Source organism: Terricaulis silvestris, from assembly GCF_009792355.1.
In the GTDB taxonomy this organism is placed as follows: Bacteria; Pseudomonadota; Alphaproteobacteria; order Caulobacterales; family Aquidulcibacteraceae; genus Vitreimonas; species Vitreimonas silvestris.
Genome location: NZ_CP047045.1, coordinates 2,732,419 through 2,754,893 on the forward strand (window position 1 = coordinate 2,732,419; position 22,475 = coordinate 2,754,893).

At 63.3% G+C, this 22,475-nt stretch carries 26 protein-coding genes; 15 read left to right on the forward strand and 11 right to left on the reverse strand.

The genetic code is table 11. From position 1 onward, the window contains the following. The first annotated feature begins 69 nt into the window (after window positions 1–69). Entirely contained in the window at window positions 70–639 is a 570-nt protein-coding gene (locus DSM104635_RS14045) for a fasciclin domain-containing protein (RefSeq protein ID WP_158766806.1), read from the forward strand. On the opposite strand, the gene DSM104635_RS14050 is transcribed toward DSM104635_RS14045, so the two are convergent. Then, window positions 636–1,538 (reverse strand): ion transporter, encoded by a 903-nt coding sequence (locus DSM104635_RS14050; protein WP_158766807.1) that lies wholly within the window; start codon window positions 1,536–1,538, stop codon window positions 636–638. The genes DSM104635_RS14045 and DSM104635_RS14050 overlap by 4 nt on opposite strands. 543 nt (window positions 1,539–2,081) lie before the next feature. On the opposite strand from DSM104635_RS14050, the gene DSM104635_RS14055 reads away from it, so the two are divergent. Next, window positions 2,082–2,333 carry a hypothetical protein gene (locus tag DSM104635_RS14055; protein ID WP_158766808.1) on the forward strand — a complete coding sequence of 84 codons (252 nt, stop codon included), beginning with the start codon at window positions 2,082–2,084 and terminating at the stop codon, window positions 2,331–2,333. Here DSM104635_RS14055 and DSM104635_RS14060 read toward each other — a convergent pair. Both DSM104635_RS14060 and DSM104635_RS14065 read right to left on the reverse strand, forming a co-directional pair. Next, complete coding sequence (locus tag DSM104635_RS14060) at window positions 2,330–3,001, reverse strand: CHAP domain-containing protein (protein WP_158766809.1); 672 nt, start codon at window positions 2,999–3,001, stop codon at window positions 2,330–2,332. The genes DSM104635_RS14055 and DSM104635_RS14060 overlap by 4 nt on opposite strands. A 212-nt stretch (window positions 3,002–3,213) precedes the next feature. Next, window positions 3,214–3,783 carry a CHAP domain-containing protein gene (locus tag DSM104635_RS14065; RefSeq protein ID WP_158766810.1) on the reverse strand — a complete coding sequence of 190 codons (570 nt, stop codon included), beginning with the start codon at window positions 3,781–3,783 and terminating at the stop codon, window positions 3,214–3,216. A 108-nt stretch (window positions 3,784–3,891) separates the two neighbouring features. Between DSM104635_RS14065 and DSM104635_RS14070 the strand changes: the two genes are divergently transcribed. The 6 genes from DSM104635_RS14070 to DSM104635_RS14095 all read left to right on the forward strand — a co-directional run bounded on the left by DSM104635_RS14070 (window position 3,892) and on the right by DSM104635_RS14095 (window position 8,353). Beyond that, window positions 3,892–4,431, forward strand: a complete 540-nt coding sequence (locus tag DSM104635_RS14070; protein WP_158766811.1) for a GNAT family N-acetyltransferase — start codon at window positions 3,892–3,894, stop codon at window positions 4,429–4,431. Window positions 4,432–4,567: 136 nt separating this feature from the next. Then, window positions 4,568–5,257, forward strand: coding sequence for a hypothetical protein (locus DSM104635_RS14075; protein WP_158766812.1), 690 nt, complete (start codon window positions 4,568–4,570; stop codon window positions 5,255–5,257). A gap of 114 nt (window positions 5,258–5,371) precedes the next feature. Then, window positions 5,372–6,046: a hypothetical protein gene (locus DSM104635_RS14080; protein WP_158766813.1), complete on the forward strand. Its 675-nt coding sequence runs from the start codon at window positions 5,372–5,374 to the stop codon at window positions 6,044–6,046. A 332-nt stretch (window positions 6,047–6,378) separates the two neighbouring features. Then, window positions 6,379–6,768, forward strand: a complete 390-nt coding sequence (locus tag DSM104635_RS20185; RefSeq protein WP_407703492.1) for an excalibur calcium-binding domain-containing protein — start codon at window positions 6,379–6,381, stop codon at window positions 6,766–6,768. A gap of 190 nt (window positions 6,769–6,958) precedes the next feature. Beyond that, window positions 6,959–7,996 carry a ribonucleotide-diphosphate reductase subunit beta gene (locus tag DSM104635_RS14090; protein ID WP_158766814.1) on the forward strand — a complete coding sequence of 346 codons (1,038 nt, stop codon included), beginning with the start codon at window positions 6,959–6,961 and terminating at the stop codon, window positions 7,994–7,996. Between the two features lie 9 nt (window positions 7,997–8,005). After that, on the forward strand, window positions 8,006–8,353 hold the full coding sequence (locus tag DSM104635_RS14095) for a hypothetical protein (protein ID WP_158766815.1): 348 nt from the start codon (window positions 8,006–8,008) through the stop codon (window positions 8,351–8,353). Between the two features lie 109 nt (window positions 8,354–8,462). On the opposite strand, the gene DSM104635_RS14100 is transcribed toward DSM104635_RS14095, so the two are convergent. After that, window positions 8,463–8,948, reverse strand: a complete 486-nt coding sequence (locus tag DSM104635_RS14100; protein ID WP_158766816.1) for a hypothetical protein — start codon at window positions 8,946–8,948, stop codon at window positions 8,463–8,465. Between the two features lie 86 nt (window positions 8,949–9,034). Here DSM104635_RS14100 and DSM104635_RS14105 point away from each other — a divergent pair, with 86 nt between their 5' ends. Then, window positions 9,035–9,391, forward strand: a complete 357-nt coding sequence (locus DSM104635_RS14105) for a hypothetical protein (RefSeq protein WP_158766817.1) — start codon at window positions 9,035–9,037, stop codon at window positions 9,389–9,391. A gap of 211 nt (window positions 9,392–9,602) precedes the next feature. On the opposite strand, the gene DSM104635_RS14110 is transcribed toward DSM104635_RS14105, so the two are convergent. The 7 genes from DSM104635_RS14110 to DSM104635_RS14140 all read right to left on the reverse strand — a co-directional run bounded on the left by DSM104635_RS14110 (window position 9,603) and on the right by DSM104635_RS14140 (window position 16,684). Next, window positions 9,603–10,433 carry an alpha/beta fold hydrolase gene (locus DSM104635_RS14110; RefSeq protein ID WP_158766818.1) on the reverse strand — a complete coding sequence of 277 codons (831 nt, stop codon included), beginning with the start codon at window positions 10,431–10,433 and terminating at the stop codon, window positions 9,603–9,605. A 79-nt stretch (window positions 10,434–10,512) separates the two neighbouring features. Continuing rightward, window positions 10,513–11,277: a tyrosine-protein phosphatase gene (locus tag DSM104635_RS14115; RefSeq protein WP_158766819.1), complete on the reverse strand. Its 765-nt coding sequence runs from the start codon at window positions 11,275–11,277 to the stop codon at window positions 10,513–10,515. A 51-nt stretch (window positions 11,278–11,328) separates the two neighbouring features. Continuing rightward, complete coding sequence (locus DSM104635_RS14120) at window positions 11,329–13,554, reverse strand: spermidine synthase (RefSeq protein WP_158766820.1); 2,226 nt, start codon at window positions 13,552–13,554, stop codon at window positions 11,329–11,331. A gap of 59 nt (window positions 13,555–13,613) precedes the next feature. Further along, a complete protein-coding gene (locus tag DSM104635_RS14125; protein ID WP_158766821.1) occupies window positions 13,614–15,056 on the reverse strand; it encodes an AMP nucleosidase in 1,443 nt (480 codons plus the stop codon). 41 nt (window positions 15,057–15,097) lie between these two features. Next, entirely contained in the window at window positions 15,098–15,637 is a 540-nt protein-coding gene (locus tag DSM104635_RS14130) for a TadE/TadG family type IV pilus assembly protein (protein WP_158766822.1), read from the reverse strand. Then, window positions 15,634–16,176, reverse strand: coding sequence for a TadE/TadG family type IV pilus assembly protein (locus tag DSM104635_RS14135; RefSeq protein ID WP_158766823.1), 543 nt, complete (start codon window positions 16,174–16,176; stop codon window positions 15,634–15,636). Before DSM104635_RS14135 ends, DSM104635_RS14130 begins: the two co-directional genes overlap by 4 nt. A gap of 70 nt (window positions 16,177–16,246) precedes the next feature. Next, on the reverse strand, window positions 16,247–16,684 hold the full coding sequence (locus DSM104635_RS14140) for a pilus assembly protein N-terminal domain-containing protein (protein ID WP_158766824.1): 438 nt from the start codon (window positions 16,682–16,684) through the stop codon (window positions 16,247–16,249). A 256-nt stretch (window positions 16,685–16,940) separates the two neighbouring features. Between DSM104635_RS14140 and DSM104635_RS14145 the strand changes: the two genes are divergently transcribed. The 6 genes from DSM104635_RS14145 (at window position 16,941) to DSM104635_RS14170 (ending at window position 22,472) form a co-directional block, all read left to right on the forward strand. Then, window positions 16,941–17,108 carry a Flp family type IVb pilin gene (locus DSM104635_RS14145; protein WP_158766825.1) on the forward strand — a complete coding sequence of 56 codons (168 nt, stop codon included), beginning with the start codon at window positions 16,941–16,943 and terminating at the stop codon, window positions 17,106–17,108. Between the two features lie 173 nt (window positions 17,109–17,281). Beyond that, on the forward strand, window positions 17,282–17,779 hold the full coding sequence (locus DSM104635_RS14150) for an A24 family peptidase (protein ID WP_158766826.1): 498 nt from the start codon (window positions 17,282–17,284) through the stop codon (window positions 17,777–17,779). A 72-nt stretch (window positions 17,780–17,851) separates the two neighbouring features. Next, the gene (cpaB, locus tag DSM104635_RS14155) at window positions 17,852–18,661 is read left to right on the forward strand and encodes a Flp pilus assembly protein CpaB (RefSeq protein WP_158766827.1); all 810 of its coding nucleotides are present in this window, start codon (window positions 17,852–17,854) and stop codon (window positions 18,659–18,661) included. Beyond that, window positions 18,658–20,319, forward strand: coding sequence for a type II and III secretion system protein family protein (locus tag DSM104635_RS14160; protein WP_158766828.1), 1,662 nt, complete (start codon window positions 18,658–18,660; stop codon window positions 20,317–20,319). The genes cpaB and DSM104635_RS14160 overlap by 4 nt, the downstream gene beginning before the upstream one ends. An 8-nt stretch (window positions 20,320–20,327) precedes the next feature. Further along, the gene (locus DSM104635_RS14165; RefSeq protein WP_158766829.1) at window positions 20,328–21,017 is read left to right on the forward strand and encodes a CpaD family pilus assembly protein; all 690 of its coding nucleotides are present in this window, start codon (window positions 20,328–20,330) and stop codon (window positions 21,015–21,017) included. 9 nt (window positions 21,018–21,026) lie between these two features. Continuing rightward, the gene (locus DSM104635_RS14170; protein WP_158766830.1) at window positions 21,027–22,472 is read left to right on the forward strand and encodes a CpaE/TadZ family protein; all 1,446 of its coding nucleotides are present in this window, start codon (window positions 21,027–21,029) and stop codon (window positions 22,470–22,472) included. Window positions 22,473–22,475: the final 3 nt, after the last annotated feature.

A 22,475-nucleotide genomic window follows, 5' to 3' on the forward strand; every position in this document is an offset into this window, starting at 1 on the left:
TGCTGCGCTGCAGCGCTAGTCCGATGCGATGGGCATGAAACCGCAGGCGACCGGCGGGGTTCCCCTCCCATGAAGCTGCACCCCCTCTCCCGCGCCGCCCTGATTGCTCTCGCGATTTGCGCCGCGCCCCCGGCGATCGCTCAAGTCGGCGATCGCTTCTTCGTTGAAGTCGCGCAGACGGAAACGCCCGTGCCGCAAGGCGATGTGCTCGATGTCGCCGCGGCGACGGGCCAGTACACGCAGTTTCTCGCCGCGGTTCAGGCCGCGGGCTACGAAGAGACGCTACGCGGTGAAGGGCCGTTCACCATCTTTGCGCCAACCGACGAAGCGTTTCGTCAGATGCGCCGCTCCGAACGTGAGCGGTTGATGCAGCCGCAGAACCGCGAAGAGCTATTAGCGCTGCTCGCGTATCACGTCGTCGCCGAGCGCGTGACGACGCAGACCGTCGGCGGCGCCGTGGTGCGGCCGGAAGCGTCGAGCGGCTACCGCGTCACGATCGATGGGCGCGATGGTTTGCGCATCAACGATCAGCTGGTGGTGATGCCGGATGTCGAAGCGTCGAACGGCGTGATCCAAGGCATCAACACAGTGCTGTCGCCGCCGACGCTGATCGCGGACGCTGGCGAGAGCGGCCGCTAGGCCGGCGGCGCGCCACCTCCGCGAAGGGCCGCCACATCGGCGCGGAGCGCGCGGACTTCATCCAGGATGCGCTGCTGCACAACGGCGGCGTCCTCCTGCGCGGTGGCGATCACTTCGACATCTTCCTGCACCTCGTCGATGTCTTGCTGAATCGCCTCGCGCGGCGCGTGTTGCACGGCTTCGACGATGACGCCAACGAACAGGTTCAACACTGCGAACGCCGCGATGATGGTGAAGCCCATGATGAACACCCAGGCCCACGGATAGCGGGGCTGGAGTTGGTTGATGGTGTCGCCCCAGCCGTCGAACTGAGTGAGCGCGAAGAGTTTCAGTGCGCTTTCGCCGAGATCGCCGAAGCCGGGCTCGTTGTGAAAGAGCGTCGTCGCCATCACGGCGCCGATGTAGAAAACGATCGCGAGGATCGCGAACGTCGCCATGATGCCCGGCAGCGCGCTGAACAACGCTTCGACGACGCGCCGCATCTGCGGCACCGCGCTGATCAGACGGAAGACGCGCACCACGCGCAGCGTCCGCAACGCGGAGATGGCGGGGTTCACCGCGACGTAGCTTAAGCCGACGACGATGATGTCGAAGATGTTCCAACCGCTGCGGAAGTATTTCGACGGACCTTGTGCGAAAAACTCAAGCACGAGTTCGGCGGTGAAGATCCAGAGGAAGTACATATTCCACTGCTCGATTTGAGCGTGGTACGCGTTGGTCTCGCCGAAGTGCGCGTCGTAGCCGAGGATCGCGGCGTTGGCGATGATGCAGGCGAGGATGAAGAGCTCCCACACGATGTTCTGTGTGAGCCAACGGAAAAGCGGAATGCCGCCGCGGTGCTTTGCTTTTGCCTTGCGCTTCACAGGCGCCTGCACGCCCGCCGCCGCCACATTGGCCATGTCGCTATCCCCTCGTTCGCGCGCCGAAATCCCCATTCCGGCGGCGCGAAGCTAGCGCGAGATCAAGTGCGATGAAACGGCGCGTTACTCCGGCGCGCGAGGTTCCCGGCCGGTGCGTGAGAGAATTTCCGAGATCGGCTGCAGCTTGGCTGAGCCGCCGCGCATTGAAGAGGGACGCGGACGAACGACACGCCCAAGGGCGTGAAAGACATTAGAGACCCAGGTGACCGGGCGACTGGACGTTTCAGTAGACATCAAGCTCGCGCCTTTGCGCGCGCCCAAATCCGAAAATCGCGAACTGCGACCACTGATTCAGATCGAGGCAAGACTGATCATAGGTCTCGGCGGAAGAGAGTCGATTCAATTATTTTCCATTTTACTGTGAAGCCGCGGATTAATGCTGTGTCTATTAGTGATTTATCTTGTTTTTAGCCTCTGAATACTAATACGGATTGAATGCTAACAGTGCCGATTGATCACTTGGGAACTTCTGCTCATCTTACTCATTGTTAGCATCGGAACTTTGGAGACCGAGGAATTCCCATGGCTGATCTCACTCGCGGCGAGCGCCTTCAGATCATGCTGACAGAGGAAGAGCTGAGGGCTGTGGACGATTGGCGTTTTCAACGCCGGATGCCGAGCCGGGCCTCGGCTGTGCGCGAACTGCTTAAGCGCGGGCTTACGGCTGAAGGCTTCACGATGGCTGGGGGCGGCTCGAAGTCAGAAGACTTCGGCGTCACCAACGGTTCGGCGCGAGAAAAGCGCGCGCCGAAGCCGGACGGCGCTGAAGGCTAGCTCAGCGGAACGTCGCCGACGTCGGCGATGTTCTGGTTGCGCGGCGGTGCATCGCCAGCGGCTTCCGCGAGAATGTTCAGAATGAAGCCCTGCACTTGGTAGGTGCGCCCGCCCCAATGACGGCCGGGCACATGCCACACTTGCACTTCGCTCCAATCGCCAGCCGCTGACACGTCGCGGATCGGCACGTCGCGCGTGATCTCGCCGCCGTTCAGCCAATTGGCGTGATCGACCACGATCAAACGCGAAGACACGATCTCGCGCACGACAGCGACATGGCCGCGCGCGGTGGTGTTGTAGCCTTCGAGCACCATCACGGCCTTCTCTTCAGGCTCCTGCGTGGTCTCGTAACGATCTTCTGCCTGGCGCCACCAGGTGTTGGCGTTGCCATAAAGCTCAACGCCGGACTCGCGGCGCGCAAACGGCACGCACTGCAAACGCGCACGACGGTTGGTGATGCGAGCGGTTGGCTCATAGGCCGCATCCGGCAGCGGCGCGAACTCGCGCGGCGCCATGGTGGCGTAGTTCGACGGCCCATCGGTGACAGACGGATCGACGGCCATGTCCATATCCATGGACATTGGCGTCAATGCGCTGGCTTCGGTCGGCAGACCGGCAAAGCCGGTGACGGCCGCAGCAGCGATGAGTAGCGCGCGGGAATCCAACATGCCCATGTTGCCCAGACGGGCCCTTGACCCAAACTGGGACACAGAAAGCGGCGGGGCCAGTAAAGAACTACTTAATTTGACAGCTGAACTTCTAGAAAGGTGCGGTTCATATGGTAAACAAACGACAGGTTAGACTAGATGTTGTCCAATCCGCGAGTAATACAGGTTAACGCTAGACTGCTCCCGGCATCAATAATGCTTAACGGGAACCTTCAGCTCAGGGCAGCGTGCAGCGTGAAGGGGTGGATAAAGCCTTCCCCCTGGTAGATGCGCCCACCCCAATGGCCGCCGGGGATGTGCCAGACGCGGATTTCGCTCCAGTCGTTGTTGGGCGAGACGTCGAGAACCGGCACGCCAACGCTGATTTCACCGTTATTGAGCCAGTTGGCGTGATCGACCCGGATCAAACGGCTGGAATCGATGTGGGTCACCACCGCGACATGGCCGCGGGCCGACGTGTTGTAGCCCTGGATCACGAAAACCGAGCCGAAAGCCGGCTGGTTGGACCGCGGATAGCGGCCGGCGGCCTGGATCCACCACGTATTGGCGTCGCCGTAGATTTGGACGCCGGAAGCGTTTCGGGCGAACGGCACGCACTGGAGGTTGGCGCCGTAGTCCGCCACGCGGGGCTCTTCGCCGTTGTAGACCGGCAGCTGCGGTTGAGGACGGGAGTACGCCCGGCCAGGGCCAGTCGAGATCGGCGCGGGCGTCGATGCGCAGGCCGCCAACGCAGCCAGTCCGAAGCCCAGAGCTAACGCCCGGATCGGATTGATCCCACCCATACCCATTTCGAAGCCGATCTTATCGCGGTTGGGTTGGCATCCCGTGAATGACCATTCAGCAAGGGGCCGAGACTTGACCCAGGCCGCCAACCGGAGGACCGGAGGCAGATGGCGCCCCACCCCAGCCCCCTCATCATCCGGCCCTGCTTCCAGCAGGACCTGGAATATGTGCAGCTCATCTACGCCCATCACGTGCTGACCGGGACCGGCACGTTCGAGATCGAGCCGCCCTCGCTGGAGGAAATGACGGCGCGCTGGGGCAAGATCGTCGAGCGCGGCTGGCCGTTTTTCGTGGCCTCACCGAGTTCTGATCTGAGCCGGGTGCTGGGTTTTGCCTACGCACAACCATTCCGCGATCGCGAGGCATACGCCAAGACCTTCGAAGTCTCGATCTATGTCGGACCGACCACGCAGCGCCAGGGCGCGGGCGCGTTGCTGCTGAAGGAATTGCTGACGACTTTGCGAAGCGACGGTGTGCGCGAGGTGTTGGCCGTGATCGGCGATAGCGCCAACGCTGCGTCGTTCGGATTGCACCGCAAGCTGGGGTTCGAACACGTCGGCACGATGAAGAATGTCGGCGAGAAGTTCGGGCGGCTGCTCGATGTCATCGTGATGCAGCGCACACTGCCGCCGCTTCCAAAGAGCTAATCCGCCATGCAAAGTCAACGAATGCAGTGTGTTCGCACGCGCACACTGCTGTTCGACTGCGTTTCAACCGCACAGCCATTAGGACTTCGGTAACCTTACTTACAGCAATCTCATCTGACATTAGGAGGAGATCGCGATGCTTTTACGCAAGCTCGTGGTCGTTGGGTTGGTCGGGTTCGTCAGTTTCGCAGCTAACATCGCAACCGCCGAAGATGCGGTCGGTCCAAACGCTTCCTACGCCGCTCTTGATGGCGTTGACTTCGCAGATCCTGCGACGGCGTTTGGCGACCGGTTTTCCTTTTCCGTGGGCGAGCCGGGCGCGCAGCGCTTTATAGGCCTCGCCCCCTCCGAGCCGCGCGCATCGCGCGAAGCCAGTCAAAACCGCGACTACGAGCTTTCGATCGTCACCAGCGCCGTTTCGGGCTTCGACGTAGCGTTCGCTCAGCGCGGCGGCGTCGGCTTTAACGAACAGGGCGAAATCGAACGCGAGAGCCGCGGTTCGGAACTCCGGCTTGGCCGGGGCTTGCGCGACATGCCCCGCGACGTGCCCTCATCAGAGCCTAAGTGGTACATCTTCGCCGCTTCAGAAGATGAAGCGCTGATCTGGCAGCCGGGCGTTAGTAGTGAATTCGGCGGCTCAGGCGCGTCGTTCGCGTTGCAGGACCGCGTCGAGATCGGCGACATCCAAGCGGGCGTCACCTACGAGCGCTACGGCATTCAGGCGTCGCTGGCTTACGTCGAGCGGGAATGGAGCGTCCGTCAAGGCGCGCGCACCTATACCGAGGAAGAGGCCTTCGCCGGATTCACCTTAACAATGCGGCACTGAGCGCGCCGTGCTGGAGAAAATTTCGGATAGCGGTAGCAATCGGCTTAACACAGAGTGGAACCTGTGGCAGCCAATATGCATTGCCGCTCCGAGAGTATCGGAACGAGGCTGTTAATGGGTAGCTCGAGTTCTTTCGCCAAAGTGATGCTAGCGGGCACCGCGCTCGCAGCTTCGCTCATGGGCGTGACGATTGCGGCGGCCCAGGAAGGCCCGCCGGTTCCAGTTTCCTTTCATGACCCCGTGGCGGCGCTTGGCGAAGGTAGCGCCCCGGCCATTGGCGTGACCTCCCAGCGCGATATCGCGCCCCGGTTTGAATTAACGCCGACGTCCGAAAATGGCCCGGCGCCGCGTCGGCTTGAGCTGGAAGTCTCGGCCGGCGGCGGCAATTCGCCAGTCGATGTCTCGGTGGCGCAGCGCGCGACCCTGAATGCGGACGACGATTCTGATCGCCGCGGCAGTGGCTCGGAATTGCGCATTGGCCGCGGCATGGTGGAGCGCCGTGAAGGCGGCAGCGAGCCCTCCGTTTACATGTTCGTGGCGTCGGAAGACGAAGCCCTGACCTGGCAGCCTGGCGGTGGCCGCAGCGAGTTTGGCGGCCGTAGCGGTGGCGGGCTCGCGCTCGAAGACCGCGTCGAAGTGGGCGATATGGCCGCTGGCGTCACCTACGAGCGCAACGGCGTGCAAGCTTCGCTGGCCTATGTGGAACGCGAGGAATCCACCCGCGTCGGCCGTGAAAGCTACACCCAAGAGCAAGCGTTTACCGGCGTTACGCTGACGATGCGCCGCTAGGCGCGTCGGACTTTTATCCCTAACCAAACGTTGCCACGGTTCTTGCAAGGCGTGCCCCATGAGCACGCTTTGGGTCCGACGGCAGCTTAGACGATCGCAGCGGCGCGAGGCCTGGCAATTGGCAGCTTTCGCGTTGTTTGGGGTCGCCTTTGGCGTCGCGGCCTTCCTCAGCTTTGACGATGCGGCGCGCGACTCTTTGTGGACGTTCGCGATCACTCCAGCGCGCTAAGCGCCGCCATCGCCGTTAAGGCTGCCGCTTACCCAAGGCTTAATCGATCCGCGCGACGCTTCCGCTGGAGGTACATGCGGTCGCCCATCACTCTTCGCCAAGCATGGCGCATGCGCGGCATTGTTGCGCTCGGCGCGATGATTGGCGTTGTCGGCTTCTTGGCCGGCGAGGCCGTGCTTGCGAACGGCGCTCCCGCCGACGGCGCCGGCTCAGCGCGCCCTCCGTCGCCAGCTCTCGCGACAACGAGCCCCGGTCCGAGCGCGTCGGCCCCTTACCCCCGGTTCGGGCGCGCGCCTTCGTCGCTAGCTCTCACAACAACGAATCCCGGCTCGAGCGAGTCGCCCCGCCACCCCAGGTCTGGGCCACGCCGTTCCGGAATTGCGCCGAGGCCCGGGCCGCAGGCGCAGCGCCAGTTTATTTCGGTGATCCGGGCTACGGCGAGCACTTGGACCGCGATCTCGACGGCGTCGGCTGCGAGCCCTATCCGCGCTAGAACCAGCTTCTCCACAACGCCGCCAGATACGCTCTCTTCCGCCGACCCTGAATCACTCCATGGTCGCCGGCCGGGGCTGGTAACCATTCTTAAACGAGACTCAGCCCGAAATACGCCAGATGTAGTGGCCACTGGGCCGCTGAATCCCTATATCTAGGGTTATGTTCTGGCTTCGAAAGGGAGTTTGCGAATGGCTGGCGACAACGAGGGCAAACTGACGGGCCTTCGCACCCCTTCGATTGGCTACAAGCCGTTCCGCTATCCGTGGGCTTACGAGTTTTGGCGCCGCCAACAACAAGTCCACTGGATGCCGGAAGAAGTGCCGCTCGGCGAGGACGTGAAGGATTGGGCATCCAAGCTCAACGACCAGGAACGCAATCTGCTGACGCAGATCTTCCGCTTCTTCACCCAGTCCGACATCGAGGTGAACGACAATTACATGGAGCGCTACGCGCGCGTGTTCAAACCGACCGAGGTCAAGATGATGCTCGCGTCGTTCTCGAACATCGAGACGATCCACGTCGCCGCCTACGCGCTGCTGCTTGAAACCATCGGCATGCCGGAAAGCGAATTCGCGGCGTTCTACGACTACCAAGAGATGCGTGATAAGCACGATTACATGGGCAAGTTCGGCGTCGAGAGCGACGCTGACATCCTGCGCACCGTCGCGATGTTTGGCGCGTTCACCGAGGGCCTGCAGCTCTTTGCGTCGTTCGCGATGCTGATGAACTTCCCGCGCTTCAACAAGATGAAGGGCATGGGTCAGATCGTGACCTGGTCAGTGCGCGACGAAAGCCTGCACTGCGAAGGCATGATCAAACTCTTCCACGCCTACGCGAAGGAAACGGGCGCGCTGACGCAAGAAGTGAAGGACGACATCGCCGAGTGCTGCCGCACTGTCGTATCGATGGAAGACAAGTTCATCGATCTGGCGTTCGAGATGGGCCCGGTGCAGGGCATGACGCCGGACGATATCAAGCAATACATCCGCTACATCGCGGACTGGCGCTTGGGGCAGCTTGGCTTGCCGAAAATCTACGGCGTCACTGAACACCCGATCCCGTGGCTGACCTCGATCCTCAACGGCGTCGAACACGCCAACTTCTTCGAAGCGCGCGCGACCGAATACTCGAAAGCCGCCACCAAAGGCGATTGGCACGGCGACACCGGCGTCTGGTCGAACTTCGAAAGCATGATGGAAAAGCGGAAAGCCGGCGCGGCGAACTAGAGAACAAAAATGGCGCTTATAAAAATCTCGGGCATCGGAAAGGCCGTCGTCACGAACAACACGAGCGTTGGCTATCCGACACTCCTGGAGGCTACTGATGTCCAAGAACTTCACGCGGACCGCAACATTTCCGTTGGCCTCGAAGCTCTCCGAGAACTTAGAAACGGACGCGGCTTCCTTTCGGACACCTCTGACACGGAACTCGTAGCCTTAGTTCGCGCCCTCGATGGCAAGGCTGAGGACGACAGGACTGCTATCCTAAAGGCAACGCCCTTGTGGGAGCGCTGGCTACAAAACGGAGGCAACGCGGCTTCGATTGCGGCACTGCTGACCCAGCTGGCACTGTTGATTCCTTAACCCGGCTCGGGCGAGCAGGCGCGTTTCGCGTCACGGGTTGCACGCGCATGCGGGCGCGTGCGGCCGATATCACAGCAGCAACTTGCGCGCGCGTGGCGCGCGCGGCGAACTAACGCTCCTCGTTGCCTTGTGGCGCCGAGCCGGTGACACGCGGAACGATGAGCGCGTGCACCCGAGCCCAACGTACGGTCGTCGCGGTGGAGGCGCCGGCATTCCTGCAGCGCATTTCGATGTGTGCGCCGATTGGGGCGGTCGCCGCCGCGACACCGAGCAGGGTGATGTCCTGGCGCGTGTGTGGCGCGACGGAAATGGAAGAATAATCGATCTCGCCGCCATTCATTGTCAGCCTGCAGGCGACGGCGCCATCGCCTTCGCGATCGTTGGCGATAACGGCGCGGGCGGACACCTGATATGTGCCACGGGGTGCGGCCAGCCCAACAATCAAAGTGTCACCGCTAATGGCGACGCGATCGGCGCCGGCGACGTAGAGCCCCTCGCCCGCGACGCCTTGCGGCGTCGGCACGGTCGATGGGAGTTGGAGCACGGGCGGCCTGATCGTTTGCGTTTGTGCGAACGCCACGCCTGCCAGAGCCATGCACCCTGCCGCCAAAAGAGCAAATCGCGTTCTGTGCATGCTTTCCTCCCGCTGGCGCCATGATACGCTGCCCACGGGAGAACACCATGACCCGTTTCCTCGCCCTGGTGGCGGCCGCCTTTGCGATCACGGCGTTCGTCGCGCTGACGCAGCCAACCCCGGCCGTCGCACAATTCGGCGAGCAGGGCGCTCAAATTGGGCCGGGATGCACGCGCAACAGCGAGTGCCACAGCCCGCTGGTGTGCATGGCCGGTCGGTGTCGGTCCGAGTGTGTCGAGAATCGCGATTGCCCGATTGGCGCCCAGTGCGTCATCACCCCGAGCGGCGTCGGATCATGCCAGCTCGATACGCCCGGCTATCTGCCGCCGGACGCGGCTTATTGCGTGACAGCGCGGGATTGCACGCGCGGCGCATGCGCGGCCGGCAATCAATGCGGATCGTAGATTTAGCCGGACGGGGTGTCGCGCAGGCGTGCGCGCTCCGGCGCGCCAACGCCGAGCACTTCTGACAGATAAGTGTCCGCCGAGCCGTGGCGCTCCTAAGCGACGAGATTGCTCCGTAAGGCCGCGTTCGCGCGCACCAACGCCGAATACTTGTTCCACCGAGCTGGAGCGCTTCGAAGATTGAAGCGGGCCCGAAGGCCCGCTTTTCGTTTCAACCTTTTACGAAAGTCATCAGATCGGCGTTGATAGTGTCGGCGTGCGTCGTCGCCATGCCGTGCGGAAATCCTTTGTAGACTTTGAGATCGCCCTGCTTCAGCAACTTGATGCCGAGCAGCGCGGAATCCGCGATCGGTACGATCTGATCGTCGTCGCCGTGCATGAGTAGAACCGGCACGTTGATCGTTTTCAAATCCTCGGTGAAATCGGTTTCCGAGAACGCCTTGATGCAATCGTAGTGCGCCTTCGCGCCGCCCATCATGCCTTGGCGCCACCAATTGTCGATCACGCCTTGATCGACCTTCGCGCCCGGGCGGTTGTAGCCGTAGAACGGCCCGCTCGGCACATCGACGCAGAATTGCGCGCGGTTGGCGGCGAGCGCGGCGCGGAAGCCGTCAAACACTTCGATCGGTAGGCCGCCCGGATTCTTGTCGGATTTCACCATGATCGGCGGCACGGCGCCCATCAGCACCGCTTTCGACACGCGCCCAGCTTCGGCGCGCGCCACGTAGTGCGCAACTTCGCCGCCGCCCGTGGAGTGGCCGATGTGTACCGCATTTTTCAGATCGAGCGCCTTCGCGAGTTCGGTGACGTCGGCGGCGTACGTGTCCATCTCGTTGCCGGTGTCGGTCTGTGTTGAGCGGCCGTGGCCGCGCCGGTCATGCGCGATTACGCGATAGCCTTTCAGCCGGAAGAACAGCATTTGGTTGTCCCAATCATCGGCGCTGAGCGGCCAGCCGTGATGGAAGACAATGGGTTGCGCGTCGCGCGGGCCCCAATCCTTGTAGAAAATCTCTGCGCCGTCTTTGGTGGTGATCGTGGGCATGGGCAGACCTCGTTGCAGCTGCGCGTTGCTCCCCCGGGCGCACCATAGGCCGACGCCGTGGGCGCGACACCAAAAAACATCAAACCGTGAGTTGCGCGCGTAAGGATTCCCGCTCCGCGGCGCCCACGCCCAAAACATCGGCGAGATAGGCGTCCACGCCGCCATGCTTGAACGCAATTTCATCGAGCGCGGCGCGCAGGTAATCGATCTCAACGCCAAGCATCGGCCGAAGTGCGGCGGGGTCTAGCTTGCGCGCGAGCCGCTCTTCCATGCGGGCTTGAATTTTCGGCATGCGCTTCTCGATGTCGACGGCTTGGTTGGTGAAGTCGTAGTCGGCGAACACGGTCTCTTCATCGACGCCGAGCGTCATCAGCGTCAGCGCGCAGATGATGCCGGTGCGGTCTTTGCCAGCGGCGCAGTGCACAACGCCGGCGCCGCCCTCGCCGAGCGCGGCGAACCAATCGCGGTAGAGCCGGATCAAGCGCGGATCGTAAGGGATCTCGCGGTAGAGGCTGAGCATGTAGGCGCGTGTCGCTTGCGGCGTGAGATCGCTTTGCAGCAGTGCAACCAGGTGCGGCGGCAGCGACGACCCGCCCGCCCCTTCGTCATTGAAGATGACGCGGCAGTTTTCGTTGCTCCACTTCGTTGGCTCATGCGCGCGTTCTTCGGGGCGGCGCAGATCGACCACGAAGCGCAGATCCATCGCGTTGAGCCGCGCGATATCCGCGTCGGTCGCGTCGTGAAAGGACGCGGAGCGGTAGAGCTTGCCGCGCGCGATTCTGCCGCCGGCTGCGGTGTCCCAACCGCCGAAGTCGCGGAAATTCAGGATGCGGTCGAAGTTCACTAGCCTATCGTGCATACGCGCTAGATGGCGCGTGCACGCTGCCGCGTCAAATCAGTGAGCTTGCAGTGGATGCTGGATGCGCTGGATCAGCGGCTCGAGGATGTTCGAGTAGTCGTCGGTCCAGGCGCGGCCAGGCGGCGGGGCTGACATCTGCCAAGCCGGATCGGCCAGCAGCGGCTCGAGCGCTTCGCGTGTCCGCGCCATCGCTACCACTTGCGAGCCGAAGTTCGCGTAGCTGCGCTCTTCAGGCAGGTAGAGACGCTGGATCACGACAGCTCCGGCCGCGAGCCCAGCGCGGGCGGCGACATCGGCCATGGCGAGGTTGCGGTTGGAGACATGCACCAGGACGACGCCGTCTTCATCGACGCTGTCGAGATAGAGCCGCATAGCTTCGGCGGTGATTAGGTGCGTCGGCACGGCGTCGGACGAAAACGCGTCGGCGGCGACAAGATCGTAGGCACCGCGCGGCTGCATCGCGAGTTCGAGGCGCGCGTCGCCGACGATCACCTGCGCGTCCGGCGTGCAGTCGGAGAGGAACGTGAAGAGGCGGCGATCTTGCGCCACCTGCACGACCAGTGGATCGATTTCGTAGAAGGTCCAGCTCTGCCCTGCCCGCGCATGGCACGCCATCGCGCCGGCGCCGAGGCCAAGCACGGCGACGTTTTGCAAACCGCCGGCGTTGTTGAGCGCGGTGAAGGTGCTGCCGATTGGGGTGAGCGGGCCGTAGTAGCCGGTTGGGGTGTGCGCGAGTTCGGGATCGAGACTTTGCACACCGTGCAGCGTGGTGCCGTGCACGAAGCGACGCCAAGGGCCGTCATCGGTGACGCGCACCGCGCCGTAGAAGCTGCGGTCTGCGAAGGAAACGCCGCGATGCTGGATCGTTGCGCCCATCAGGATGATTGCGGCGCACGCAAGCGTCATCAGCATGCGGTTATCGCGGCCGACGATGATGGCGCTCAATCCGGCAACAAGGCCGGCGGCGACGAGTTGGCCGCCAGAGATATTGAGCGCGGCAAGCAGCGCAGCGAGCAAGGTGATCGCGAGGCAGGCGCCAAAGATGATCAGCATCGGGCGCGAGAGTGTCTTGCCGCCGGGCAGCGCAAGCAGGCTGAACGCCACGGCGATCGGCCATTCCAGCACGCCGTGGAAGACGACCGGCGCAACCAGCGCGGTGAGCGCGCCGCCGACAACGCCGCCAAGCGACATCCACAAATAGAAATCCGTCAGCAGCCGCGCTTCAGGACGAATCTCGTAAAGCGCGCGGCAGCAGACGTACGTGCCGAGCCAGAGCGTGCCGAGCACGGTCACCGAAAGAATGCGCCAATCGCCAGCGGACCAGCCGGTCACCAAAGTGACGGCGGCGAGCGCGGGCAGCGCGATGGCGGCGACTTTCGCAGGCACCCAGGTGCGCTGATTAAAGGCGAGGATGAAGGCGGAGAGATAGAGCGCGAGCGGGATGACCCAGAGCAACGGCGCCGAGGCGACGTCGGTGCTGATGTGTGTGGTGGCGGCGACGAGCAAAGCTGACGGCAACAGGCCAAACAACGCCCATTTCGCGCGCAACATCCACGGCGCGACAGCGCCGGCGACGGCGTGCGGTTGTTCGGTGAGCGAAGCGCCAGTGCGCCACACAAGCACGGCGCAACCCATGATCGCCGCGCCGAGCAAGCCGAAGCCGAGCGACCACGTCACCGATTGCGCGTTGGCGCCGAGCGCGGGTTCAATCAGCAGCGGAAACGCGAGTAGCGCAGCGAGGCTGCCGAGATTGCTAGCGCCGTAGAGATAGTAGGGATCGCCGGCGTCGGCGCGGCCGGTGCGCGCGAACCACGATTGCAACAGTGGCGCGGTGGCAGAGACAGCGGCGAACGGCGCGCCGACGGACGCGCTGAACAGCGCGATGAGCCACAGGCCCTGCCCTGAGTCCGGCGGCGCTTCAAAGCCGCCAGCGACGGCGATCGGAAGGAAGAAGGCGGCGAGCAGCAGCACGCAGGCATGGACGATGATTTGGCGCGCGAAGCTCAGGTGCGAGGTGAGAAAGTGCGCGTACGAGTAGCCGGCGAGCAGCGCGCCTTGGAAGAACACAAGTGCGACCGTCCAAACCGCGGCGCCGCCGCCGACACGGGGCAGCACCATCTTTGCGAACATCGGCTGCAGCGAAAACACCAGCGCCGCCGAGAGCAGCATGGCGCCGCCAAAGGCCCAAGGCGCCGCCGCGCGCGCCCATGCAGGCTTGGCGAGTCCGGTTTCGTTAAGGCTTGTGGCAGTGTGATCGGTCATGACCTGACGCTAGGAGCGGCAGGGCTAAAATCGCGCTAACTCTGCACGTATTTTTCGAGTTATCGGAACGGCGGTTCGTCGAAGGCGCGGAGTTTGCGGGAGTGCAACCGGTCGCGGTTTTGCTTGAGCAGCGCGATGGTCTCCAGACCGATGCGGAGGTGCGCGCCGATGGCGCTGTCGTAGAACCGGTCGGCGACGCCGGGCAGCTTGATCTCTCCGTGGGCCGGCTTGTCGGAAATGCAGAGCAACACGCCGTACGGCACGCGCATGCGGAAGCCCTGGGTGGCGACGCAGGCGCTTTCCATATCGACGGCGATGGCGCGCGATTGCGACAGCAGCTGGCGTTCCTGGTTGTAGTTCAGCTCCCAGTTGCGGTCGGCGTACGAGACGACCGTGCCGGTGCGCAGGCGGCGGCGGAGGTCTTCCTTGTCGCCCGACACGGAGGTCGCCGCCTGCTGCAGCGCAATTTGGATTTCGGCGATCGCCGGGATCGGCACTTCGAGCGGGACGCGATCGTCCAGCACTTTGTCGCGGCGAAGATAAGCATGCGCCAGCACGTAATCGCCGATGCGCTGGGTGTGGCGCAGGCCGCCGCAATGGCCGATCATGAGCCAGCAATGCGGACGCAGCACGGCGAGGTGATCGGTGATCGTCTTCGCATTAGAAGGCCCGACGCCGATGTTTACGAGCGTGACGCCGTCACCGTCTGGCGTCGTCAAGTGATAGGCCGGCATCTGGTATTTGCGCCAGGGCGCGGCGAGCGCTTTCAACTCCGCGTCCGCGTCTCCCGCTTCGATGCGCACTTGGCCTGGGCACGAGAGCGCCCAGCCTTTCGGGCCATTGGTGACGCCAGCAGCGGCCCAGCGCACGAACTCATCGACATAGCGCTGGTAGTTCGTGAAAAGAATCCACGGCTGCACATCCTGCCAAGGCGCGCCGGTGTAGTGCTCGATCCGCTTCAGCGAATAGTCGGTGCGCGGCGCGTCGAACAGCGCGAGCGGCCGCGACCCATCGAGGCGTTCGATGCGCAGGCCGTCGACGACCGCATCGCCGACTTGCGCCAAGCGCGGGCTCGGGAAGTGACGCGCGAGGTCTTCCGCTGGCACGGTATCGAACGCGACGGCGCCCGCGGCGTCGAGCACGAATGAGTACGGAATTTCCGTGTCACTGACGCGGACGCTGAGCTCGACGGCGTAATCCTGCACAAGCAATTCGAGTTGCTCGATCAAGTAGTTACGAAAGAAAGCCGGCTGCGTGATTGAGACGACGTACTCGCCGGGCCACATCAATTGGCCGTAGGCGCGCGCGAGCCGCGGGATTGGGCTGCCTGGCAGGTAGGTCACGCGCAGTTCGGGATAGCGAAACAGCGCGCGCTCTTCGGCGGTCGGTGGAACGCCCTTTTCGGCGAAGCGCTTAACGGCCGCGATAAGCGCTTCAACGGCGCGCTTATGCAGAGCCTCGAGCCGATCGACGGCTTCAGCGGGTGTCTTGGGATCTTCCATCGCGGGAGTGTCCCGCGATCACCTGCCCCGTCAAGTGACGATCACGGGACGCGCGGGATCGGGTCCACGAGGCGCGAGCGGCGATAGGATTCGTGCTCGAGGTTTCTCGATCCCGTGTGCAGGAAGCCCAGTGGCGCCGTGTAAGGGTACGTCGATTCCGTCATGATGACACTGGTGCCCGGCGTCATCATTTGTGCGGGCAGATCAACGGTCGTGTTGGCGACACGGGCAGTCATGCCGTGCCCCTCGCTCCAAACCACGCGCGCGCTCGTTGCGGTGTCGATCTGGACACTGGTGACGCGCATTTGCATGCTCGCGCCCTGGTCCGGGTACATGAGCACGTCGAGCGCCGCCCAGAGGCCGTCGATTTCCGCATTCGACACCGCATCGTCGCGCGCGACCACGTCAGCGATGGACGAGGCGGCGTTTTGCGCCCGCTTGTTGGCGCCCAGAGTGTCGATCAGGTCCACCGAACCGAACACGAGCAAGATCATCATCGGCGCGATGATCGCGAACTCGAGCGCGGCCAAGCCGCTCTTTTCGTCCACCGCAAAGCGGCGAAGGGTGCGAACCAGGCTCATTGGTAGGGCTCGTTGCGGAACATCATCGTCGAAACCAGGATTCGTTCGCCGCCAGAAACGTTCTCGAAGACCGGCTCGAACAGCGGCGTCATGATTTCCCAGCGATAGTAAGCGCGCACGACAACGATGTCAGATGGGGCGCCCGGGTCATAGCCAAAGCCGGTGTCCTCGAATTCGCCGCCCTCGATCGGTTCCTGGTTGTCATTGTCGGCATCGACGAAGGAGTCGAAACGACTGACGTCGAGAAACAGATTGCCATCGCAAGAGAGCACGACGAAGTTGTTCACCTGATCGCAGAGGCGCTGCTGGATCTGGTCTTCGTCGAGGCCGCCCATTTGGGCCTCGCCCGTCCGAATTCCACGGGCTGTTTCTGAAACGGCATAATCGAGGCTGGTCTGCGCGAAGCCGATCATGGAGATTTCCGCGAGGCCGATCGTCAGCAGAAAGAACGGCAGCACGACGATGGCGAATTCAAGCGCGGCGATGCCCTCGCGCGCGCGGCGAAACGCTCTCAGCTTGGCTCTAGTGCGCGAAAACATTGGCTCTCCGAAGCGCCGATCTTAGGCGCCGAAGGGCTTATTTTCCGTCAAAAGACTACGTAAACGCGCGTTAGCGAACGCCGCCGCGGCCCGTGATCTGATCCTGAGCGGCCGCCGAGCGCTCACCGTCGCCAATATCCGGGCGCGGACGGCAGAGCGGCGTGCACTCAAGACGCGCCGTTTCAATGCCGCGCGTGACCATGACAACGTCGGTCTCGTCCGGGGTGACCACGACGCGGCCGGAATAAAGCACGCGGCCGTTGGCGCCTACGACCACCAAATTGGTGGAGCCGTAGGAGCGGCCGGTCACAAAGAGAAAGTGATCGTTCTGCACCGAGACGCCGGCGATGGTGGGGTTGCCGATGGCCACGCCCTCCGCCGCTTCACTCAGACGGATCGGAAAAGCCTGGTCCAGCGCAACGCGGATATCGCGGGCCTGCGCGACGCCAGCACTGACGAACATGGCCGCCGCGGCGAGCGCGGAAATGAGAAAGCGCGAGGCGCGCATCAGCTCTTCCTTCTCTTCTTTATAGTAGAGCTACCCGCGAATTGGTTTCGGGATCGCTAAGAACGCACGCTCGCGGACGATGTGACAAAACGGCAAGCCGTGCAGAAACAGCATTGCAGTTAACCCAACCTTCACCTCGTTGCATGGCCGCAATCTTTACCGTTCTCCCGTAGTTTCCATCCTGCGTCTGGGTTGGGTGTCGGGTGCGACATTCCACCGGGCCGGTGAAAAGCACTCGACAATCGGAGAGAATATTATGTTGAAGCGTTTCCTGAATAACGAAGACGGCGCCACTGCCATTGAATACGGCCTGATCGCTGCTCTGATCGGCGTCGCCATCATCGTCGCCGTTGGCGCGGTGGGCGAAGAGCTGACCACGACCTTCGAAACCATCGATACGAAGCTCGGCGCGGCTAACACGTAAGCGCTAACGCGGCGCGCCGCCTTAACTGGCGGCGCGTTTGCGTCCTTGTTTTCCCTTCCTGCAAACGCCGTCCCCCTCGGGGACGGCGTTTTTCTTTGGCTCTACTCGAACAACTTGCATTCCACGCCGACTCTTCACGCTTTTGAAAGACGGCTCAGGTCACATCTTACCGGATGATTGACGCTCTGAGCCTGGCTGCGTTCGCGGGACTGCTGATCTATGCGGCCTGCTCCGACATCGCGCGCTTGATCATTCCGAATTGGGTATCAATCGCGCTGACGGCCATTTTTCCCATCGCCGCCCTCGCCTCCGGCATGGCGCCAATCGAGATCGGCTGGCACTTGCTGTTCGGCGTAACCGTCCTCGTGGTCGGATTTTTCCTTTTCTCCGCCAACATTATCGGCGGCGGCGACGCCAAGCTCTTCGCTGCCACCGCGGTTTGGGTCGGCTTCCAAGGCTTCTTTATGCCGTTCATGTACTGGACGGTTGTCGCGGGGGGCGTGATGGCGATTGCGCTCTTGGCGGCGCGGCAAGTCGTCAAGGTCGAGGAAACCGGTCGGCCGTTCCTCAATCACCTGCTCAAAAAACAAAACGGAATTCCATATGGCGTCGCCATCATGTTCGGCGGCCTCATGGCCATTCCATCTCTGTCATTCGTTTTGGCGCGTTAACCATGCTTTAGGCGCGCCATGCTCTGTTCGCCTGGGGTGCTTCGGGATCAATCGCGCGGGGAGTAGTGCATTATGTCAGCGCGTCAGCTGATCGTTCTGGTCGTCGCAGCCATCGCAGCTATTGGCGCGCTTCTACTTATTCGCAGCATGGGGCAGCGGGAGGCCGCGGCCCCCGTCGCTGACGCCGCCGCGATTGCCGGAGAACAAGTGCTTGTCGCCGCGCGCGACGTGCCGCAAGGCGCGGCGCTGACGCCGAGCGATCTCGCGGTCGTGCTTTTCCCAACGGATTCATTGGCGCCGAGCTTCGTGCGCCTGTCCCACCAGCCTTCGGCGCAAGCGGATTTCGTTGGCGCCGTGACGCGCCGTTCGTTCGCCCAGGGCGAGCCGTTCACCACCGGCGCCGTTGTGCAGCCGAACGGCGGCGGCTTCCTGGCGGCTCAGCTTGAGCCGGGCTTTCGCGCTGTCGCCATCGAGATTGACGAACAAACCGCCGCCGGCGGCTACATTCAACCGAACGATCGTGTCGACGTGATCGTCACCACGCGCATTCAGAACCGTGATGGCGGCTCTGGCGAGCAAGTCACCAGCAACGTGGTGCTCGAAGACATCCGTGTCATGGCGCTGGGTGAAACGACGCAGACACAGACCGAAGGCGAAGCGCCTGCCACCATCGAAGCCGGCGTCGCCGTGCTCGAGCTGATGCAAGAAGATGCCCGTCAACTCGCGCTCGCGAGCGAACTCGGCACGGTGAGCCTGGCGCTTCGCGGCGTGCAAGTCGAAACCGTCGGCATGACCGGCCGCTCCAGCGGTCGCACGCTCGGTCAGCAATCAGGCTCGGTGAAGATACATTCATTTGGCGCCGTCTCCGGGGGGAGCAGATGAGCCCGCGTAAGTCACTTCGGGTAACACTCGCCACGGCGCTGTCCGCGGCAATGGCGTTGGCGCCGACTTATGCCAGCGCGCAGGTCGAGCCGCCGGATGCGTCACCGACGATGCGCATCAACAATGGCGGCGGCACGCAATCGGCGTCGCTGGTTCTCCCCTTCGGCAAGTCGGCGATCATCGATCTGCCGGCCGATGCGCGCGACATCCTGATCTCCAACCCGGCCATCGCCGACGCCACGGTGCGCACGGCGCGGCGCGCTTATGTCATCGGCCGTCAGCTCGGACAGACCAACATCTTCTTCTTCGACGCCAACGGCCGTCAAATCGCGAACGTCGAAATTCGTGTCGAGCCGGACGTGGCGCCGCTCAACGACATCCTGGCGCGGCACTCGTCGGAATCGCAAATTCGCGCCGAGGCGGTGAACGGTTCGATCGTGCTGTCGGGTAGCGCGCGCAGCGCCGCTGACGCCGATCGCGCGCGCCTCATCGCGACGCAATATCTGGCGACAACGGGCGCCGGCGGTGCGGCCGGCGGCGCTAGCGCCGAACAGCGCATCGTCAACCTGATCCAGGTGCAGGGCAGCGAGCAGGTGATGGTTCGCGTGCGCGTTGTCGAGATGAGCCGCACCCTGGTGCGCCAACTCGGCATCAACGCCAACTACGACGAGATGATCAACCAGCTGATCGGCGAAGACGACTTCCTGAACCTCGCGACGGCCAACGGCTTCTCGATCAACGGACAGATACTCGGGGGCCTCTCCGCTGCTGGCGGCATCGCCGAAAACATTCTGCGTCCGAACAGCTATGCGTATCCCACCGGCAACGTCGATCCGAACATTACGACGGCGGACGCCGGTGTTGGCGGCTACCAAGTCGCAGCTGATGGTACTGTCACTTACGGCCCGGCGCACGTTGAGCAATCGCGCAGCACCGATGCTTCGATCGAAGCGTTCGAACGCGCGGGCTTGTTGCGCGTGCTGGCTGAACCGAACCTGACAGCGATCTCCGGTGAATCCGCGCGCTTCCTCGCGGGTGGTGAATTCCCGGTGCCGGTCAACTCCGATGACGGGCAAATCTCGGTCGAGTTCAAACCGTTCGGCGTCGGCTTGGCGTTCACGCCGATTGTCATGTCCGGCGGCAACATTTCGCTGAAGATCAACACGGAAGTGAGCGAACTCACCTCGGAAGGCGCGATCTCCACCGGCGACACGCCGATCCGCAACGATGACGGCACCACGACCGTGATCCGCGGCATCAACATCCCTGCCCTGCAGGTACGCCGCGCGGAAACGACATTGGAAATGTCGTCGGGCAGCTCGATCGTGTTGGCCGGCCTGATTCAGGAACGCACGCGTCACGCGCTCGAAGGCGTACCGGGCGTCATGAACACGCCGATCCTTGGCTCGCTGTTTCGCTCGCGAGACTTCGTCAACAGCGAGACCGAGTTGGTCATCATCGTCACGCCGTACCTGGTGCGGCCGACGAGCCCGGATCGTCTGCGCACGCCGGCTGACGGCTTCCGCAACCCGAGCGAAGGCGAAAGCCTGCTGACGGGCCGCTTGAACGCACTCTATCGCCCGGCGTCCGCACAAGGCGACGCCGACGAGCAAAACGCTCAAACCCTGCACGGCCCGCATGGGCACGTGATCGAATGAGGCACGCCATGAAATCCCGCTTGCCCCTCTTGTTGATCAGCGTGAGCGCGCTCACGGCGTGCGCAAGCGTGCCAGATCCCATTCCCGGCATGGCGCCGAACCCGACCGCGGCCGACAATCACCGCATCGAGGTGACGCAAACCGCCCAACGCATGGAAGTGCCGGTCGCGCCCGGCGATGTCGCGCTTTCGTCGGCCGCGCGCGCGCAATTGCATGCGTTCGCGAACAACTATCTGCGCTACGGCCACGGCGCGCTGGTGTTGAGCACGCCTTCTGGCGCCGGCAACTCGGATGCAGCCTCAATCGTCGCCAATGAAACGCGGATGTCGCTGGTTGAGGCGGGCGTTTCGTACGCGGCCGTCGCCGGTTCGTCCTACGACGCGTCGGGTGACGCGGCTTCGCCGATAATCGTGAGCTTCTCCCGTTACGAAGCGCAGGCGCCAGAGTGCGCGCCGCTTTGGGAGCAGGATCTCGCGCACCAGAGCAACAACCAGCCGTGGGAAAGCTTCGGCTGCGCCACGGTGTCGAACCTCGCCGCGATGATCGAAGATCCTGCCGACCTGCTGCATCCCCGAGCGCAAGATCCGCGTGACGGCGCGCGCCGCACCACGGTCATGGATGCTTACCGCGCCGGCGAACAGACACACGCTGAACGTACTGCCGACGAACGCGTCTCCATCAGCAATGCGGTTCAATAGGGCCAACGCATGAGCAATCCCGATCCCGCCTGGAGCCTTGGCACGGACGACGAGTTCGTGCTGGAGGATGACGAAACCTTCGGTCTGGGCGACCTCGAAGGCGCAGAGCTGCCGCCGTTCGATGGCGAGCCCGCGCCGGCGCCGGCCAATCAGTCCGCGCCGACGCTTGAAGGCGACGACCCGTTCGGTTTGACCGCGTCCACGCTCGCGCCGGTGCATGCGCCGGCGGCTTATACCCGCGAGGAAAGCCGCACCACCGAACAACCCGTGCCGCGGATCACCATTCACGCGGCGTGCGATCGTCATGAGATTGCGGACCTCGTGTCCGGAATCACCGCTGACCGGCGCATGGCGCGCGCGGAGATCACCGTGGAAACAGGCGGCATCGACGCCGCCGTCACGCGCTTTGCATCGCAAGCCAGCCCGAACCTCTTGATCCTCGACACGCTGATGCAGGGTCCGGCCATGCTGCATGCGCTCGATCGCCTCGCGACGGTGATCGAGGAAGGCACCAAGGTTGTGATCGTCGGCGCAGTCAACGACATCTCCCTCTTCCGTGAGCTGATGAGCCGCGGCGTGAGCGAATACATCGTGCCGCCGCTGCAGCCGATCGACGTAATCCGCACCGTGTGCGGGCTCTATGTGAACCCGGACAAGCCGTTCGCTGGGCGTGTGATCTCCGTGATCGGCGCACGCGGCGGCATCGGCGCTTCTACCATCGCGCACAATCTGGCCTGGTCGATCGCGGAGCGCCAAGAATCCAGCGCGACGCTGCTCGATCTCGACTTGTCATTCGGCACGGCGGCTTTGGACTTCAACCAAGATCCGCCGCAATCGATCGCAGACGCGCTGATGGCGCCGGATCGCGTTGACGACGTGTTCCTGGAGCGCGTCACGACAAAGCAAACACAGCGCCTCCAGATGCTGACCGCGCCGGCGACGCTGGAGCGCGAGTTTGAACTCGATCCGCAATCCTACGAAATCGTGATCGAGCGCGTGCGCCGCACCAGCCCGTTCGTCGTGCTCGATCTGCCCCACGCCTGGTCGTCCTGGATCAAGCACACCCTGCTCGCGGCCGATGACGCAATCATCGTCGCCGGCCCCGATCTGGCGAGCTTGCGCAACACCAAGAACATCATCGACCTCCTGAAATCGATGCGGCCGTATGACTCTCCGCCGACGGTGGTGCTGTCGATGGTGGGCGTGCCGAAGCGTCCAGAAATCCCGTTCAAGGATTTCGCGGAAGCGCTGGGCGCTGAGCCCGTGGCGTCGATTCCGTTCGATCCCCAGCTGTTCGGTATGGCCGCGAACAACGGTCAAATGGTCGGCGAAGTGGCGCCGTTGTCGAAGACAGCAATAGCGCTCGATGCGCTCGCCGCATCACTCACGGGGCGTAAGCCGGTGGAGGCGAAGAAGGCGTCTTTCACCGACAAGATCCCGTTCCTCAAGCGCTAAAGG

Coding starts and splice junctions, on each gene's coding strand:
- DSM104635_RS14045 (WP_158766806.1), top strand. CDS start 70: ATGAAGCTGCACCCCCTCTCCCGCGCCGCCCTGATTGCTCTCGCGATT.
- DSM104635_RS14050 (WP_158766807.1), bottom strand. CDS start 1,538: ATGGCCAATGTGGCGGCGGCGGGCGTGCAGGCGCCTGTGAAGCGCAAG.
- DSM104635_RS14055 (WP_158766808.1), top strand. CDS start 2,082: ATGGCTGATCTCACTCGCGGCGAGCGCCTTCAGATCATGCTGACAGAG.
- DSM104635_RS14060 (WP_158766809.1), bottom strand. CDS start 3,001: ATGTTGGATTCCCGCGCGCTACTCATCGCTGCTGCGGCCGTCACCGGC.
- DSM104635_RS14065 (WP_158766810.1), bottom strand. CDS start 3,783: ATGGGTGGGATCAATCCGATCCGGGCGTTAGCTCTGGGCTTCGGACTG.
- DSM104635_RS14070 (WP_158766811.1), top strand. CDS start 3,892: ATGGCGCCCCACCCCAGCCCCCTCATCATCCGGCCCTGCTTCCAGCAG.
- DSM104635_RS14075 (WP_158766812.1), top strand. CDS start 4,568: ATGCTTTTACGCAAGCTCGTGGTCGTTGGGTTGGTCGGGTTCGTCAGT.
- DSM104635_RS14080 (WP_158766813.1), top strand. CDS start 5,372: ATGGGTAGCTCGAGTTCTTTCGCCAAAGTGATGCTAGCGGGCACCGCG.
- DSM104635_RS20185 (WP_407703492.1), top strand. CDS start 6,379: ATGGCGCATGCGCGGCATTGTTGCGCTCGGCGCGATGATTGGCGTTGT.
- DSM104635_RS14090 (WP_158766814.1), top strand. CDS start 6,959: ATGGCTGGCGACAACGAGGGCAAACTGACGGGCCTTCGCACCCCTTCG.
- DSM104635_RS14095 (WP_158766815.1), top strand. CDS start 8,006: ATGGCGCTTATAAAAATCTCGGGCATCGGAAAGGCCGTCGTCACGAAC.
- DSM104635_RS14100 (WP_158766816.1), bottom strand. CDS start 8,948: ATGGCTCTGGCAGGCGTGGCGTTCGCACAAACGCAAACGATCAGGCCG.
- DSM104635_RS14105 (WP_158766817.1), top strand. CDS start 9,035: ATGACCCGTTTCCTCGCCCTGGTGGCGGCCGCCTTTGCGATCACGGCG.
- DSM104635_RS14110 (WP_158766818.1), bottom strand. CDS start 10,433: ATGCCCACGATCACCACCAAAGACGGCGCAGAGATTTTCTACAAGGAT.
- DSM104635_RS14120 (WP_158766820.1), bottom strand. CDS start 13,554: ATGACCGATCACACTGCCACAAGCCTTAACGAAACCGGACTCGCCAAG.
- DSM104635_RS14125 (WP_158766821.1), bottom strand. CDS start 15,056: ATGGAAGATCCCAAGACACCCGCTGAAGCCGTCGATCGGCTCGAGGCT.
- DSM104635_RS14130 (WP_158766822.1), bottom strand. CDS start 15,637: ATGAGCCTGGTTCGCACCCTTCGCCGCTTTGCGGTGGACGAAAAGAGC.
- DSM104635_RS14135 (WP_158766823.1), bottom strand. CDS start 16,176: ATGTTTTCGCGCACTAGAGCCAAGCTGAGAGCGTTTCGCCGCGCGCGC.
- DSM104635_RS14140 (WP_158766824.1), bottom strand. CDS start 16,684: ATGCGCGCCTCGCGCTTTCTCATTTCCGCGCTCGCCGCGGCGGCCATG.
- DSM104635_RS14145 (WP_158766825.1), top strand. CDS start 16,941: ATGTTGAAGCGTTTCCTGAATAACGAAGACGGCGCCACTGCCATTGAA.
- DSM104635_RS14150 (WP_158766826.1), top strand. CDS start 17,282: ATGATTGACGCTCTGAGCCTGGCTGCGTTCGCGGGACTGCTGATCTAT.
- cpaB (WP_158766827.1), top strand. CDS start 17,852: ATGTCAGCGCGTCAGCTGATCGTTCTGGTCGTCGCAGCCATCGCAGCT.
- DSM104635_RS14160 (WP_158766828.1), top strand. CDS start 18,658: ATGAGCCCGCGTAAGTCACTTCGGGTAACACTCGCCACGGCGCTGTCC.
- DSM104635_RS14165 (WP_158766829.1), top strand. CDS start 20,328: ATGAAATCCCGCTTGCCCCTCTTGTTGATCAGCGTGAGCGCGCTCACG.
- DSM104635_RS14170 (WP_158766830.1), top strand. CDS start 21,027: ATGAGCAATCCCGATCCCGCCTGGAGCCTTGGCACGGACGACGAGTTC.